Source organism: Campylobacter sp. BCW_4321, from assembly GCF_001763075.1.
Lineage (GTDB): Bacteria > Campylobacterota > Campylobacteria > Campylobacterales > Campylobacteraceae > Campylobacter_D > Campylobacter_D jejuni.
The window spans coordinates 88,965-104,150 of sequence record NZ_MJYA01000060.1 but is presented as its reverse complement, the minus strand read 5'-3'; the positions used below and the strand labels follow the sequence as shown (position 1 = coordinate 104,150).

General features: G+C 32.1%; 15 protein-coding genes. 2 read left to right on the top strand and 13 right to left on the bottom strand.

All coding sequences use genetic code 11. The annotated features are described in order from the left end of the window. The first annotated feature begins 66 nt into the window (after window positions 1-66). Both ftsW and murG read left to right on the top strand, forming a co-directional pair. Window positions 67-1,230 (top strand): putative lipid II flippase FtsW, encoded by a 1,164-nt coding sequence (gene ftsW / locus AJN58_RS06950; RefSeq protein ID WP_002870576.1) that lies wholly within the window; start codon window positions 67-69, stop codon window positions 1,228-1,230. After that, a complete protein-coding gene (gene murG, locus AJN58_RS06945) occupies window positions 1,227-2,255 on the top strand; it encodes an undecaprenyldiphospho-muramoylpentapeptide beta-N-acetylglucosaminyltransferase (RefSeq protein ID WP_002870575.1) in 1,029 nt (342 codons plus the stop codon). The genes ftsW and murG overlap by 4 nt, the downstream gene beginning before the upstream one ends. Here the strand turns inward: murG and AJN58_RS06940 are convergent. The 13 genes from AJN58_RS06940 to AJN58_RS06880 form a co-directional block, all read right to left on the bottom strand. Continuing rightward, window positions 2,226-3,392 (bottom strand): MFS transporter, encoded by a 1,167-nt coding sequence (locus AJN58_RS06940; RefSeq protein ID WP_070276546.1) that lies wholly within the window; start codon window positions 3,390-3,392, stop codon window positions 2,226-2,228. The genes murG and AJN58_RS06940 overlap by 30 nt on opposite strands. Beyond that, window positions 3,385-3,996 (bottom strand): thiamine phosphate synthase, encoded by a 612-nt coding sequence (locus AJN58_RS06935; protein WP_070233080.1) that lies wholly within the window; start codon window positions 3,994-3,996, stop codon window positions 3,385-3,387. Before AJN58_RS06935 ends, AJN58_RS06940 begins: the two co-directional genes overlap by 8 nt. Then, entirely contained in the window at window positions 3,986-5,131 is a 1,146-nt protein-coding gene (thiH, locus tag AJN58_RS06930; protein ID WP_070233079.1) for a 2-iminoacetate synthase ThiH, read from the bottom strand. Before thiH ends, AJN58_RS06935 begins: the two co-directional genes overlap by 11 nt. A gap of 2 nt (window positions 5,132-5,133) precedes the next feature. Further along, window positions 5,134-5,910: a thiazole synthase gene (locus tag AJN58_RS06925; RefSeq protein WP_070233078.1), complete on the bottom strand. Its 777-nt coding sequence runs from the start codon at window positions 5,908-5,910 to the stop codon at window positions 5,134-5,136. Between the two features lie 2 nt (window positions 5,911-5,912). Further along, window positions 5,913-6,716, bottom strand: coding sequence for a thiamine biosynthesis protein ThiF (gene thiF, locus AJN58_RS06920; RefSeq protein WP_074470037.1), 804 nt, complete (start codon window positions 6,714-6,716; stop codon window positions 5,913-5,915). Continuing rightward, window positions 6,713-6,904, bottom strand: coding sequence for a sulfur carrier protein ThiS (thiS, locus tag AJN58_RS06915; RefSeq protein WP_002830937.1), 192 nt, complete (start codon window positions 6,902-6,904; stop codon window positions 6,713-6,715). The genes thiF and thiS overlap by 4 nt, the downstream gene beginning before the upstream one ends. A gap of 9 nt (window positions 6,905-6,913) precedes the next feature. Continuing rightward, window positions 6,914-8,011: a succinyl-diaminopimelate desuccinylase gene (dapE, locus tag AJN58_RS06910; RefSeq protein WP_070233077.1), complete on the bottom strand. Its 1,098-nt coding sequence runs from the start codon at window positions 8,009-8,011 to the stop codon at window positions 6,914-6,916. 3 nt (window positions 8,012-8,014) lie between these two features. Continuing rightward, complete coding sequence (locus AJN58_RS06905) at window positions 8,015-8,614, bottom strand: LysE family translocator (protein ID WP_002861777.1); 600 nt, start codon at window positions 8,612-8,614, stop codon at window positions 8,015-8,017. Further along, on the bottom strand, window positions 8,607-9,308 hold the full coding sequence (locus AJN58_RS06900; protein WP_070210240.1) for an SIR2 family NAD-dependent protein deacylase: 702 nt from the start codon (window positions 9,306-9,308) through the stop codon (window positions 8,607-8,609). The genes AJN58_RS06905 and AJN58_RS06900 overlap by 8 nt, the downstream gene beginning before the upstream one ends. Beyond that, a complete protein-coding gene (locus tag AJN58_RS06895) occupies window positions 9,305-11,515 on the bottom strand; it encodes an endonuclease MutS2 (protein ID WP_074470036.1) in 2,211 nt (736 codons plus the stop codon). Before AJN58_RS06895 ends, AJN58_RS06900 begins: the two co-directional genes overlap by 4 nt. Beyond that, the gene (locus tag AJN58_RS06890) at window positions 11,505-11,855 is read right to left on the bottom strand and encodes a hypothetical protein (RefSeq protein WP_002861781.1); all 351 of its coding nucleotides are present in this window, start codon (window positions 11,853-11,855) and stop codon (window positions 11,505-11,507) included. Before AJN58_RS06890 ends, AJN58_RS06895 begins: the two co-directional genes overlap by 11 nt. Next, on the bottom strand, window positions 11,848-13,146 hold the full coding sequence (gene murC / locus AJN58_RS06885) for a UDP-N-acetylmuramate--L-alanine ligase (RefSeq protein WP_074470035.1): 1,299 nt from the start codon (window positions 13,144-13,146) through the stop codon (window positions 11,848-11,850). The genes AJN58_RS06890 and murC overlap by 8 nt, the downstream gene beginning before the upstream one ends. A gap of 62 nt (window positions 13,147-13,208) precedes the next feature. Beyond that, on the bottom strand, window positions 13,209-15,182 hold the full coding sequence (locus AJN58_RS06880) for an LTA synthase family protein (RefSeq protein ID WP_070233074.1): 1,974 nt from the start codon (window positions 15,180-15,182) through the stop codon (window positions 13,209-13,211). Window positions 15,183-15,186: the final 4 nt, after the last annotated feature.

Genomic DNA, 15,186 nt, shown 5'->3' with positions numbered 1-15,186 from the left:
AATTTATTTTAGTTATAATAAAACTTTTTAAAATTTTAATTCCAATAAAGAAAAGTTATAATTATAATGGTTGCTGATAAAAGATTATTTTATTTAAGTTGTATTTTAATCACCATAGGAATAGTATTTTCATACTCTCTTACAGCTTTTACTGTTCTTTTTCTTGACTATAGCGAGTTTCATTTTTTTATTCGTCAGCTTTTTTTTGGAATTAGTGGCATACTTATAATGTTTTTTATTTCTCGTTTGGATCCTGATAAAGCACTTTCTAAAAAAATTATTTTAGCTATTTTGATTGTTTCTTTTATCTTTATCATCATTTTACCATTTTTACCTTCTGCACTAGCAACAGCTAGCGGAGGAGCTAAACGCTGGATACGCTTAGGCCCACTCTCTATCTCTCCTGTGGAATTTTTTAAAATAGGATTGATTTATTTTTTAGCATGGAGCTATACAAGGCGTATTGATGATAGCAAAAAAGCTATCAGACACGAGGCTCTAATTCTTCTGCCTTATTGTATCTTAGCTTCTATAGTTATAGGATATATTTATATCACTCAAAACGATTTAGGACAAAGTATAATTTCTTTCTTTTTAATTCTAGCTTTAGCTTTTTTTGCAGGAGCTAGTAAAAGACTTTTTGCTTTTGGAACTTTAATCATTATGATGATAGGTATAATGGTAATTTCTAGTAATCAAAGAAGAATTCAAAGAATTGCTTCTTGGTGGGGGAATATACAAGATGCTTTTTTACCTATGCTTCCTGATTGGTTGGCAAATGCTTTAAGAGTAAGTAGCAACAGCGAACCTTATCAGATTTCGCACTCTTTAAATGCTATAGCCCATGGAGGAATGTTTGGCGAAGGCTTAGGACTTGGAACTTTTAAATTAGGCTTTTTAAGTGAAGTACATACTGACTTTATTCTTTCAGGAATTACTGAAGAAATAGGACTTTTGGGTCTTGGAGTTATTTGTTATATTTATCTTTGGATGATTTTAAGAATTTTTAGAATTGCAGGAAGATGCGAAGCTAAACAAGATTTTATTTTCTGTTCAGGCATAGCCTTACTTTTACTTTTTTCCTTTTTTATGAATGCTTTTGGTATTATTTCTCTTACTCCACTAAAAGGTGTGGCTGTTCCACTTTTAAGTTATGGAGGAAGTTCAATGTGGGCAATTTGTATAGGTATAGGATATGTATTAATGATTTCAAAAAAGGTTAAATTATGACAATAGCTTTAACAGGTGGCGGAACTGGAGGACATTTGGCCATAGTGCGTTGCTTATTAGAAAGTGCGATTAAAAAAAATATAGAATGTGTATACATAGGTAGTCAAAATGGTCAAGATAAAGCTTGGTTTGAAAATGAAGTACGTTTTAAGGAAAAATTTTTTTTAAGCTCTAAAGGAGTGGTTAATCAAAACAAATTTGGCAAAATTAGTTCTTTACTCCACACCTTAAAACTCTCCAAAGATTGTAGAGAAATTTTTAAAAAATACCACATCCAAGCCGTTTTTAGTGTAGGTGGATATAGTGCAGCTCCTGCATCTTTTGCGGCTTTATTCTCACATTTGCCTCTTTTTATACACGAGCAAAATTCAAAAAGTGGCTCTTTAAACATGCTTTTAAAACCTTTCGCTACAAAATTTTTTAGCGCCTTTGAAAAAGAATTTAGTCCTTATCCTGTGGCAAATAAATTTTTTGATAATGCTAGGACTCGCACAGAATTAAAAAATATTATTTTCCTAGGAGGATCACAAGGAGCTAGTTTTATAAACGAACTAGCTTTAAATCTCGCCCCAAAGCTTCAAGAACAAAATATCAAAATCATCCATCAATGTGGAAAAAATGATTTTGAAAAATGCAAAAAACACTACCAAAGCTTAAATATCCAAGCTGATGTTTTTGACTTTAGTTCAAATTTGGAAGAAAAAATGAAAAATGCAGATCTAGCTATATCAAGAGCAGGTGCAAGCACCCTTTTTGAACTTTGTGCTAACACCTTGCCTGCTATTTTCATACCTTATCCTCATGCAGCTAAAAATCATCAATACTTTAATGCTAAATTTTTACAAGATCAAGCTTTATGTCAAATTTTCACGCAAGATTCGATCAATCTTGATGATTTTTTCAAAGCAATGTTAAAACTTAACTTAGAAGATATTTCCACAAGATTGCAAAATATAGCACAAAAAAATGGTGGGGATATTTTACTAGAAAAAGCACTATCTGATAACTTGGCTTTTATACGATAAATATCCAAAGATATTTACCAAAATCCCTACAAAAATCAACATCAAAATAGCAAGTGAAAAATTCTCAAATTTATCATGTAAAAAGCCTATAATCCACTGCCCTTGTGCTGCGATTAAATACCCAAAACCTTGAGCTAAAGCAGAAAGCTTTGCTGCTACTTGGGTATTTGAACTTTTTTGTGCGATAAAAAGCAATGCAATACCAAAAACCCCACCCCATGGAAAGCCCATGATAAAAGCACTAATAATAATAGAAGTTTTACTATCAAAAACAAAAAGCATGGCAAAAGCGATTACATACATACTACATAAACTTGCTATATAAGGAGTATGTAATTTTTGCCTTAATTTTCCTAAAAGCAATGGGCCAAAAAGGGACACTGGGGCTGCAACAAGCTGAGCAAAAAGAACCATATTTGTAGCGAATTCTTTATCAAAACCTTTTTCTACAACGATTTGAATATACCAAAAAAACAAAGAATAAGCTAAAAAACTTTGAAATCCCATAAAAAGAGTGATCTTCCAAGTGGTTGCATTTGTAAAAAGATTGATTTTTTTAGAACTTTTTTTCTTGGCACGAAAAAATCTACCATTTTTAGCTTGAGGATAATAAACCACCAAAGCTATAAAAGAAAAAATCGCCCAAAAAAACATAGCACCTGCTAAATCAAACACGCTAAGCAAAGGTATAGTCAAAGCAACACCTACTATAGAAGAAATGCTTAAAATAAGACTATAAACCCCCATCATACTTGCTATTTTTTTAGGAAATTTCTCTTTAATAAAACTAGGCAATAAAACATTAGCGATTGCTATACCACAACCTATGCCTAACATACCCAAAAATAAGCCATATATCCCTGTATAAGAACGCAAAATTTCGCCAATAAAGATTAAAAAAATCCCCACGATAATCGCTCTAATGGGTGAAAAATATCCCACTATAAAAGAAATACTTCCAAAGGCTATCAAAGGCAAACTTGTAAGCACTCCTGCAAAAGTAGAATTTAACCCATACGCATCTTTGATCACATCTATCATAGGTCCTATAGCCGTAATAGGAGCACGTAGATTAAAAGCTACAATCACAACGATGAAAAAATTAAGCCAAAAAATCTTTTTTTGAATACTACTCATGAGATAATCTTTCTTTGCAAACTTGGATATATGTTTTTAAATCTTTTTCTTTCATTAAAATTTCACGCATACAAACGCCTGCTATATTTATATCTTTAAAATTTTCTATATTTTGAGCATTGATACCGCCTATAGCATAAAGTGGTATTTGACTAAATTCAAGCAAGGATTTTAAAAAATCAAGCCCTTTAGGCTCTAAACCCACCTTGCAAGAACTTTCAAAAATATGCCCTGCAAAAGCATAATTTACCTTATAGCTCATCGCCTCTAAAAGCTCTTCTTTGCTATGGACTGAAGTACCAAGTACATGAAAATATTTTACTAATTTAGGCTCTTTTCTTAGCAAAGAAAGCGGTGCGTGAAAATAACGATGTCCTAATTTTAAACACTCCCTATCAAAAAAATGCAAAAAACAAGTCACTTTTTGCTTTGCACAAATGCTTAAAACTTCTTTTGCTAAGTCATAATACTCAAATTCGCTTAAATCTTTTTCTCTTAAAACTATAGCATCTACCTTAGCCTTAGCAAGTTTTTCAATCTGCTTTAAGAAGTCTATTTCTACACATTTTCTATCGCTTATAGCAATGATTTTTTTATCCCACATAGATACTATCACTCATCACAGCTTGTAAATTTGATCTTTTAAGCATAGTTAAAATTTCATCCACGCTCCTATCATCTGAAATTTCAAACTGCCCATCGCCCTTTTTCTCGCCCTTATGTTCACCTATACCCACACTAACTCCTGCGCTCATTTTAGTAGCCCCAAGCTTAATAACCTCATCTCTAAAACCTATTCTTTCACGGCTTGAAATAGTAATGCCCGCAAAAGGCAAAAAGAGCCTATAAGCACAAAGCACTTGTAAAAGGCGTTTTTCACTCACATCTTTAGGATGAATTTTAGCATTATTGATAATAGGTCTTAAACGAGGCACCGAAATAGAAATTTCAGCATGAGGATAAGCTTGTTGTAAAAAATGTGCATGAAGTGCCGTAGCAAGGGCGTCTTTTCTAAAATCATCTATGCCTAAAAGCGCCCCAAAAGCCACTCCACGCATACCCGCTTTTAAAGCTCTTTCTTGAGCGTTAAAGCGATAAGGGAAAATGCGTTTTTCACCCGCTAAATGAATTTTAGAATATTTTAAAGGATTGTAAGTTTCTTGAAAAACAGTCACATAATCACAACCCTTTTCATGTAAAATTTTATATTCGTCTTCATTCATAGGATAAATTTCAACACCTACAACCTTAAAATACTCTCTAGCAATCTTGCAAGCATTTGCTATATATTCTACACTTGCAAACTCCCTACCCTCGCCTGTTAGCATTAAAATTTCTTCTAAACCACTTTTAGCAATGGCTTGCATTTCTTCGTGAATTTCAACTTCATTTAGTTTAGCTCTTGCGATTTTATTACCTTTTTGAAAACCACAATAAACACATTTAGAATTACAATAATTTGACAAATAAAGTGGGGTAAAAAGAGAGATAGAATTTCCAAAATATTTTTGCTTGACTTTAGCGGATTTAAAAGCTAATTCTTCTATGAAATCTTCTGCTGCACTTGAAAGCAAAGCTTTTAAATGCTCTATGCTTAAATGTGTTTGATTTAAAGCATTTTTAACATCTTTAGCGCTAAATTGACTCTCATCATAGTTTTGAACTTGACTTAAAACCTTGTTTAAAATTTCGCTTTTTATTTCCTGCATGTGAGGTAAATGCTGCATATAATCTTGCATGATTAACCCCTTAAAAAGCCTGTTAATGGAGAACTTGCTTTAGCCTCGCTCACACTTGCCAAACCTGCTAAAAAAGCCGCTCTTCCCGCATTTACCGCCAAAGAAAAAGCTCTAGCCATCAAGGCTATATCTTTAGCTTCAGCTATAGCTGTATTTACCATCACCGCACTTACTCCCATTTGCATAGCTTCACAAGCTTGTGCAGGACTTCCAATACCCGCATCTACAATAATAGGCAAATCAATTTCATTAAGCAAAATTTGTATAAATTCCTTAGCACATAAGCCTTTATTGCTCCCAATAGGTGCTGCCAAAGGCATGATAGCCGCAGCTCCTGCATCACGCATAGCTCTAGCTGCGTAAAGATCAGCATGCATGTAAGGTAAAGGCGTAAAGCCCTCTTTAGCTAAAAGCTCGCAAGCTTTAATCGTTTCATAATTATCAGGCAACAAATACCTACTATCGCTTATCACTTCTATCTTGATAAGTTCTCCGCAACCAAGCTCTCTTGAAAGCCTTGCAATGCGTAAGGCTTCATCGGCGTTTCTTGCGCCTGAAGTGTTGGGTAAAAGTGTGATATTTTTAGGGATATAATCAAGTATATTTGCAATTTCCCCTGTATTTGCACGGCGTAAGGCTAGAGTGATAATCTGCGCTTTAGCTTCTTCTATGGCTGATTTTATAAGCTCTAGCGAATATTTTCCAGAACCTAAAATAAATCTTGAATCAAACTCGTATTTGCCTATTTTTAATTTATCATTTTTTAAATTTTCTTGCATTTTTACTCCTTATTTGCTAAAAGCTCTAAAACAAGATTACTTTGATGTCCTGCGCAAATATTTACCCTTGGCGCCATAAGTCCATTTCCTAGCTTAGCACCATTTACCAAATCCCCACATACATAGAAATTTTTAGCAATTTTTCTTGTTTGTATGCTGTTGCTATCACCATAGCCCGCAAGCCCTGAAGCACAGATTAAAATACTATCTTTGTAAAATCTATGAAAATTTTGTGCCATCATCGCTTTTGCGATAGCACCATCAAAGGCTTCGCAAACTATATCTATATCTTTAAACAAAGACTTTAAATTATCCTCATCGATTTTTAAAGTGCAAATTTCAACGCTGATATAAGGGTTAATCTCGCTAATTTGCTCCTTTAAAGCTTCGGTTTTAAATTTACCCAAATCACTTACACGGTAAGCTTGACGATTCAAATTGCTAGGCTCAATCACATCAAAATCAATCAGCTTTAAAAACCCCACACCACTTCTTGCTAAATTTATCGCTATATGTGATCCAAGTCCGCCTAAACCACACACCGCCACGCGCCCATTTTTAAGTTTATCGTGAAGTTTTGGAGTGTGTCTTGCTCTCATCATAGCATCTAGTGCATCTTTTGGAGGTAAAGTATTTTTTTCTATGCAAAAAAGCTCATCATCTTCGTTTAAAGCGATATTCTCTTTTGTTGCAAAACCATTGATAATCCAAACATCATTTTCATTTTTGCTGATATTTTCAAAAAATTCCAAACTTGTTTTAAAGTCTGTATCAAGTTCTTTGCCATTAAATTTCACTCTCATCAACCGCCTCCTACAAAGCTTACGATTTCAGCTTTATCGTTTTCTTTTAAAATCAAATTTTCAAATTCACTTTTTGGTATGATTTCTCCATTTAATTCTAAAGCGATAAGTTCGATTTTAAAACCTTTTTCTTTAATAAAATCCATAAATTTAAGCTCTTTTAACTCAAGCTTTTGTCCATTGATAATCATTTTAAACCTTTAAAAATTTTCTATCAAGTCTTTAAAAACAAGGCAAAGTTTTTCAAATTCTTCTATACTTACTCTTTCATCAATAGCGTGAATTCTATCATTACAAACCCCAAATTCCACTACCTTTACACCGTATTTTGCAAAATACCTTGCATCACTTGTACCGCCTTTGGTATTAAGCTCTGGTACTTCATGAGTGATTTTTTGAACGCTTTCATTCATTTTTTGAACGATTTTATTATCGATATTTGTCAAAAAAGCTTCGCTTGATTGTTTTAGCTCTAACTCATAGTTTAAACCATGACAAATTTTTTCTACATAACTTTTTACATCTTCTAAGCTTGTATCGGGGGAATTGCGAACATTAAACATAAGTTTTAAATCATTTGGCGTAACATTACACACCCCCATACCTCCGCGAATATCGGTAATAACAATTTTTGAAGGACTAAATTCAGCACTTCCAGGATCAAGATCAAAACCCGCTAAAAGCTTTAAAACTGGTGCAAAATCATGCACAGGATTGATACATTTTTCAGGATAAGCAACATGCCCTTGTTTTCCACGGATTAAAAGTTTTCCATTGATAGAACCGCGACGCCCTATTTTAATACTATCACCAATTTTTTTAACACAGGTTGGCTCGGCAACCACAGCATAATCAGGTAGCATATCTCTTTCTTGCATCCATTCTAAAACAGCCTTAGTTCCATATATAGCTTCGCCTTCTTCATCACTTGTTAAAATAAGGCTAAGTCTAGCTCCTTTAAAATCCGCATTCTTTACCGCATCTACAAAGGCTGCTACTCCGCTTTTCATATCTTGAGCACCCCTTGCATAGATAAAGCCTTCCTTTTCCATAGGCACAAAAGCATCACTACTCCAACCCTCGCCTGCAGGCACCACATCTACATGCCCACCAAAAGCTAAATGCTCACCCTCATCTTTAAATTTTTTAGTGAGTAAAAGGTTTTTAATGCCTTCTTTTTCTATAAAAAAAGCTTCAAAATCACTCAGTTCCATAGCGATGAAATTTAAAGCTCCATCATCATTTGGCGTAACAGATTTAAATTTTAAAAATTCGATTAAAAATTCTTTTGCATTCATTTTTTATCCTAAGAAAGTTTTATATAATAAATTAAGAGCAAAATACTCTATAATTATAGCTGAAATTATATTGATTATAAAAACAACTTTTGCACTAAAAACATGACTATATCTTGCCACCACAAAGGCTAAAGCACTTACCCAAAAAAGTATAGCCACAACAAGCCCTAAAGTCATCAAATAAGCATGATCACTACTTAAAACCACGCTTGCAGCACTAAGCCAAAATCCTATCACAAAAGGATTTGAACCATTTAAAAAAGCTCCTTTAATATAACTTTTCAAAAGACTTTCTTTAAATTCTTTATGCTCTAAATTTAAGCTTTCTTTCTTTTTTCTTAGCATCAAGTACGCCATATAAGTTAAAAAACAAAAACCAAAAATCGCCAAAGAACGCATAAAAATAACATTGTCTAAAAAATTTAAAAGCCCAAATTGAAGCAAAAAAAGATAAAGCATATCTATACTAAATGCTCCAAGTCCTACAGCTATGGAATTTTTAAAAGCTTTTAGTGCATAAGTTAAAATCAAAATATTTACAGGTCCAAAAGGAACACTCACTCCAAAGCCCAAAAAAACTCCACTTAAAAAAGAATCAAACATTACCATCTTTCATAAAATTTTCTATATCAAGTGCGATTTTATCAATAGCGCTTATAATATCTTCTATATAGATTTTATCAAAATACCGCTCTAAATTCGCATCTTTTTCGTAGATATTTAAAATACTTTTTTCGCACATTGAAGCATAACGCCCTACAGGCAAAACCGCCCCACTTGTGCCTACGCTGATAAAAAGCGAAGTTTGATTTAGCAAAGAATAAAGCATAGCATAAGCAGGAGCTTGCTCTTCAAACATGACTATATTGTGTCTTAAATCCTTACTTTTGCATTTTGGGCATTGTTTATCTGTGATTTTTTCATAACCTATATTAAAAATTTCTTCGCATTTTAAGCAGCGAAGTTCGGGCAAAAAGCCATGCAAATGCACTACATCTTTACACCCTGCACGCTCTAGCAAATCATCTACATTTTGCGTGATAACAAAAAGATTTTTACCCCATTTTTCTTTTAATTGTGCGATTTTTTCATGAGCATGATTTGGCTTTACATTTTGAAGTTGCGCCCTTCTTGCATCGTAAAAATCAAGCACTTTTTTAGGGTTTTTTCTAAAACCTGTTGCGGAGCAAACCTCCATCACATCGTATTCTTCCCAAAGTCCATCATTATCTCTAAAAGTTTTAAGTCCACTTGGAGCAGACAAACCCGCTCCACTTAATATCATAATGTTTTTCATAATCTCACCACCTTAGCACCAAAGCCACCTTGATTGATCGGTGCGTCATTAAAGCCTTTAACACTTTTATGGGTTTTTAAAAACTCTCTTACCGCAAAGGCAAGCTTTCCTGTGCCTATACCATGATAGATCAAAACCTCATCAAATCCCGCTATTAAAGCATCTGAAATAAATTTATCAAGCCTTGAAATAGCCTCATCACTCCTAAGTCCATGCAAATCCAAAGTTACGCTTAGATTGCTTGGTTTGCTTACGCTTATACTTGTTTTTGCTACTTTTTTTGGCATTGCACCACTTTTTTTAAGCAGTTTTAAAGGCACACGAAGTTTGATCCCATCGCTTTCAACCATAGCATCGTTTTTAGAAATGCTTATGATTTTACCCTTAATTTTTTCATATTTTACAAAATCCCCCACACGCAATTCTTCGTTTTGCTCCATACTTGGCAAGATGATTTCTTTTTTAAGTTCATTGGCTTTATTAAGGCTTCTTTGCTTATCTTTTGTGTCTTTAAGCTGTATGGTTTTCTTAGCTTCTTCTATGGCTTTGTGAAATTTAAATTCTAAATTTCTCAAACTCGTGCGAAATTCTTGTTCATTTTTTTCTTTTTGATCTTTTAAAGAAAGTAAAATTTCATCGACTTTTTGCTCTTTTTTCTCAACATTTTCAAGCTTAGCTTTTAGTTCTAATTCAAGATTGATATTTTTACCCACAAGCTCTTCTAAATTTTCTTTATCCTCGCCATAAAGCTTTTTAGCCTCGCTAACTAAATTCGGCGGAATCTGATAACGCAAAGCGGTTTCAAAGGCATAAGATTTTCCTATAGTACCTTTTAAAAACTCATATTTTGGGCGTGAAAGCTCTTCATCATATAAAGCAGCAATGAGTTCAACTTGCTCATTTTTTGCTAAAAGCATGGCAAGGCGTTTGTGGTGCGTGGTGATGATGATTTTAAGATTATTAGCTATGAGTTTTGAAATTAACACACTATACAAACAAGCCGCTTCTTCAAAATCTGTTCCAAGCTCTATTTCATCTATACCTAAAAGCAAATTTTTCTTAGAAAAAAGTCTAGAAAAATGCAACATTCTTCCTGCAAAAGTTGAAATGTCGTTTTTAACATTTTGCGGATCTTCTATGATGGCATCAAATTCTTTAAAAGTACCAATTTTACTTTCACTTGCTTTGATATGCATAGGCAAAAGATGTTTAGCTAAAAATGCTGCGCTTAGCATGGATTTTAAAAGCATGGATTTTCCGCCTGCATTTACCCCTGTGATGATTAAAACTTGTTTTTTAAATTCCAAACTCACGCTTTTTGGATTTTTTAAGGCAGGATGAGCGAAATTTTTAAGCACTAAATCCGTACTTTGATCACACAAAACAATTTCAAAATCCTTTTTTTTAGCAAGCAAAACCCTAGCACTATAATGATCAAAAAGATCAAAGGCTGTATTGATAAATTTTAAAAAAGGTAGGTTTTTTGCTAAAAAAGCTGAGAAATTTTTAGCGTATTCATAATAAATTTCTTCTTTTTGATTTTTGATTTTTTCTATATCATTTTGCAAATTTTCAACACTTAAAGGCACGATATAAAAGCCACCGCCACTACTTCTACCTATGATTTTTGCTTTAATAGCGTGATTAAACCCGCCTCTTACAAGCAAGGCTTCAAGATTGTTTATAAGATGGATTTGTGTATCGATAAGATAAGGCATTAAAGCTTTTGTATAGCAAAATTTCTTAAACTCAGCTATTATGCTTTCGTTTTTCAATCTTAGAGCGGTATTAAGATTTACAAGTCTTTCATCTAAACTTTCTTTTAATTCCCCTTTCTCATCGAAATTCAAACAAAGCTCCAAAGCCCCGCTAACAAATTCTATCTTTTGTAGCCAAGAGTCTAAATTTGTTCCTAGTTTTATTTTTTTTAACTTTTCAAAATAACGAAAAATTTTTACAAATTCAAAAATTTCATCTAAATGTAAAATTCCTTGCTTGCTTAAATGAACTAAGGCTTTATCAAGATTGCTAAGCTCTGGCATAGCAGGAAATTCCACCTCGCAAAGCTCATGTATGCGTTTAAAATGAAGATTAGAATCTCCTTGCAAAAAAATCTCCTTATCTCTTGCAAAAAGGCCTTTAAATTCTTCTAAATAGCCGTTTAAATCAAGCTTTGAGATCAATTCTTCTTTTGCATCATTCATCATTTAACCTGCAATCTTTAATATCTATGATTAAAGAATTAAAACTTTGATTATTATCTTTTGAAATAAAACTTCCTGTACCAAATTCATAGTTAAAATACGCCTTAGATACATTAATATCTTTACATAAAATATTTTTATTTTGATTAAAAGCTACGATAATATCTGTTCTTAAACGACTTTTTTGCGTATTTTCAAATTCAAAAAATACCGCTAAAATGATAAAGATCACAAGCAAAATACCAAAAAAAGGTTTGGTTTTTTTGCCTAATTTTTCACGCAAAGCAAAAGTGATTAAGGCTAAAATTAAGATAATTAAAAAATATAAAAAAAACCTACTCATTTTTTTGCCTTAATTTATTACTGATATCTCCTGCACCAAAACCTATAATAAGCCCTTCTTCAAAAACTTGCCCCTTAGAAGCCACCAAAAATTTACCCTCTCTTTTGATATCTTCTACAAATAAAGCCTTAGGAAAAACCGCTTTTAAATCAAGTTCTATAGGCTCTTCTCCTGCAGCATAAACAGGTAAAATTACAAGCTCATCAACACCTTCAAAAGCCTTTGCAAATTCCTTTAAATTTGTAGCCAAACGCGTGTAGCGGTGAGGTTCAAAAATGGCTGTAATTTTTTTATATCTACCTAATTTTGCGTATTCTTGTGCTGCGCTTAAAGTCGCTTTTATTTCGGTGGGATGATGACCATAATCATCGATTAAAACCAAATTTTCATCAGCATGTAAAATATCAAAACGCTTTTTAATACCTTGATAATTTTTAAGCCTAGTTCTTATCGTTTCTATATCTAAGAAATTTAAAGCCGCCAAAATCGCCAAAGACGCATCAAGGGCTAAATGATATCCCATGCCAAAAACCTTAAATTCACCCCAATCTTTCAACTCAAAGCTTGTAAAAGGTTTGAAATTTTCTATACACATGGTGCAGTTTTTGATATCTTTGCTCGGATAAAGCTTGATTGACTCATTTTTATAATTTTTCAAAAACTCATCTTCAGCATTAATCACGCGAATTTTAGCCGTATCTAAAAACTCCACATAAGCATGATGGAGTTTTGAAACTTCATTACCATAATGATCTAAATGCTCTGCTTCCGCATTGGTAACTATAGCCAAATAAGGATTTGAATTTAAAAAAGAACTATCGCTCTCATCAGCTTCAAAAACAAGGTTTTGGCTTTCTTTATAAATCATATTTGAACCAAATTCTTTTAAAATCGCTCCGATGATCACAGAAGCATCATCAAGCAAAGAAGCCAAAATACTTGAAGTTGTGCTTTTTCCATGTGCTCCTGCAACTGCAAAAACGCGCTTATCTTCTAAGATAAGAGGTAAGGCCTCCTTGCGTGAAAGGCATTTAATGCCTAATTCTTTAGCGTGTTTAAATTCAGGATTTTCTTCTTTGATAGCAGCAGAATAAATAACTAAATCTTTGTTTAAAATATTGTCTTTATGATGAGGGATGCTGACCTTAACCCCTTCTTTTTCTAGTTCTTTAGTGATTTTACTCTCTTTAAGATCACTTCCGCTAATTTTAAAACCTTTTTCTTTTAAAAATCTTGCTAAAGCGGAAATTCCTATACCGCCTATGCCGATAAAATGGATATTTTGCATCATTTAAACCTTTATACCTTAAAGGCTAATTTTAGCACTTTTTTACTAAAAAGAAAATATAAATCCTATTTTGAAATGCCTAAACGCTCGGCTAATTGATATAAATTTAACTCTCTATAAAATTTATCAAAGTCTTTAGTATAAACATCAAGATTAAAAGCTTTATTCATATCTTTTAAAGTATCATTACTTTCAAAATAATACCCTTTACCACCGCTATATACTCCATTTTTATCAATCCATACAGCATCGTTGATCCCAAATTCAAATTTATCATCATTTGGTCTTGCTAACATATTTCTTCCGCCTACGCTTAAATACTTAACATTATTTAAACTTAAAGCATAAAGAGTTGGAAAAATATCCTTATGAGATCCTACACGATCTTTATCATAATAAATATCATCTTGTAAATCCTTAGGAATATAAAGATAAAAAGGCACACTATAAGCAAAAGCTTTTTGGGAATTTAAATCCATACTCATTTCGCGTACTCTATGATCTCCAGTTGCTGCTATAATGACACTATCTTTAAAAGAACTCTGTTTTATTTTATCTAGAAATTTTCCAAATTCATTGTTTGCATAAGTATAAGCTTTGATAATATTGTCTTGTTTATCTTTTTCATAAGGAAGCATATTAAGCAAAGTTTGTGGAATATTTTCTAATTTTGGCAAATCATTTTGCGGAAATTTATAAGGTGGATGGTTAGAAATAGTAAGAGCGATTATAAGGGTTTTATGTGGATTTTTTTGAAGTAAGTCATAAACTTTTTTATATAAAAACTCATCAGCTACCCCATAACCATTTTCGCTATCTTTTGCTCCATTATACTCTTTCATTAAAATATTTTCATCTATAATCTCATCTACTCCCAAAATACTGAGATAATTTTTAATATTTTGCCAAGATCCATTACCTGCACTTACAAAAATCACCTTATATCCTGCTTTCTTATAAACAGCAATAGGTGTTAAATCTAAATAAGTTTTCTGAAATTTACTTGTAGAAATATTAGAAAATGGACTTACAAAAAATAAGTTTGCAAAACTTGGTATAGTTCCATTACTAGAACTCAAAAAGCGTTTGAATAAAAAATCTTGTTTAAAATGTTTATCTAACGAACCCAAAAAATTATGTTCTGTATTTGTAAAATCAGCCAAATTAAGCCCAAAACTTTCCATTAAGTTAACAAATACACTAGGATGATTCTTTTCAGCTTTTAGATTTATAGGGCTTTGATGCCAATAATCAAAAAGTTTTTCTTTAAGTTCTTGTGCTTTCAAAGGTGTGATAACCTTCAAAGCCGCTTCTTCTTTATATTGTTTTAAAGCCCAAGAAAATGCCATAATTGGATTTAACATTGTATCATTTACAACACTATACTCACTAAAAGAATAATTTTGTACATTTATAGCCACATGCTTAAAGGGGCCCCTTAAGGCTATAACATAAACAATAATTAATATTAAATTTAAAGCTATCAAGGGAAATAATCTTAAATTAACAGGTTTTAGCTTTAAATTTAATATTTTCAAATTTAAAAAAAATACAAAGACTCCAAAAATCAACATTAAAGCTAAAATTTTTAAAATTGGATAATCATGATAAATAATACTTAAAATAGTTTTTGCATTATCATCTTTTAGAGTAAACATAAAAATATCAAATTTAGTCTTGTAAATTTCGTAATAATAGTATTTTGCATAAGAAAATCCTATACAAAGACAAGAAAGAACAATTATGTAAATGCTTGAAAAAATGAAATAAAAATTTTTACTATATATTACTAATTTATTATTTATTTTTATATTAGAAAAAATTAAACTTAAAAAACCACAAAGCAAGAATGGTAAAAACGCTGCACTTAAAAATCTTATATCATGAAAAACACCCAAAAGATACATTAAAAAGATTTCATTTTTATCATCAATTAAACCAGTAGGGATAAAAGAATTTTGCATTAAAATACGATTAATGGTAAAAATTACTATAAATAATACACTAAAAATAAAAATTTGAAGTAAAATTTTTCTCATGTTC

Excerpts from the sequence above, each read along its gene's own strand:
- thiS (WP_002830937.1), bottom strand. The coding sequence starts at position 6,904 with ATGATTATCAATGGACAAAAGCTTGAGTTAAAAGAGCTTAAATTTATG.
- AJN58_RS06905 (WP_002861777.1), bottom strand. The coding sequence starts at position 8,614 with ATGTTTGATTCTTTTTTAAGTGGAGTTTTTTTGGGCTTTGGAGTGAGT.
- dapE (WP_070233077.1), bottom strand. The coding sequence starts at position 8,011 with ATGAATGCAAAAGAATTTTTAATCGAATTTTTAAAATTTAAATCTGTT.
- murC (WP_074470035.1), bottom strand. The coding sequence starts at position 13,146 with ATGATGCAAAATATCCATTTTATCGGCATAGGCGGTATAGGAATTTCC.
- AJN58_RS06935 (WP_070233080.1), bottom strand. The coding sequence starts at position 3,996 with ATGTGGGATAAAAAAATCATTGCTATAAGCGATAGAAAATGTGTAGAA.
- murG (WP_002870575.1), top strand. The coding sequence starts at position 1,227 with ATGACAATAGCTTTAACAGGTGGCGGAACTGGAGGACATTTGGCCATA.
- AJN58_RS06900 (WP_070210240.1), bottom strand. The coding sequence starts at position 9,308 with ATGAAAAACATTATGATATTAAGTGGAGCGGGTTTGTCTGCTCCAAGT.
- AJN58_RS06880 (WP_070233074.1), bottom strand. The coding sequence starts at position 15,182 with ATGAGAAAAATTTTACTTCAAATTTTTATTTTTAGTGTATTATTTATA.
- AJN58_RS06890 (WP_002861781.1), bottom strand. The coding sequence starts at position 11,855 with ATGAGTAGGTTTTTTTTATATTTTTTAATTATCTTAATTTTAGCCTTA.
- thiH (WP_070233079.1), bottom strand. The coding sequence starts at position 5,131 with ATGCAAGATTATATGCAGCATTTACCTCACATGCAGGAAATAAAAAGC.
- AJN58_RS06925 (WP_070233078.1), bottom strand. The coding sequence starts at position 5,910 with ATGCAAGAAAATTTAAAAAATGATAAATTAAAAATAGGCAAATACGAG.
- ftsW (WP_002870576.1), top strand. The coding sequence starts at position 67 with ATGGTTGCTGATAAAAGATTATTTTATTTAAGTTGTATTTTAATCACC.
- AJN58_RS06895 (WP_074470036.1), bottom strand. The coding sequence starts at position 11,515 with ATGATGAATGATGCAAAAGAAGAATTGATCTCAAAGCTTGATTTAAAC.
- AJN58_RS06940 (WP_070276546.1), bottom strand. The coding sequence starts at position 3,392 with ATGAGTAGTATTCAAAAAAAGATTTTTTGGCTTAATTTTTTCATCGTT.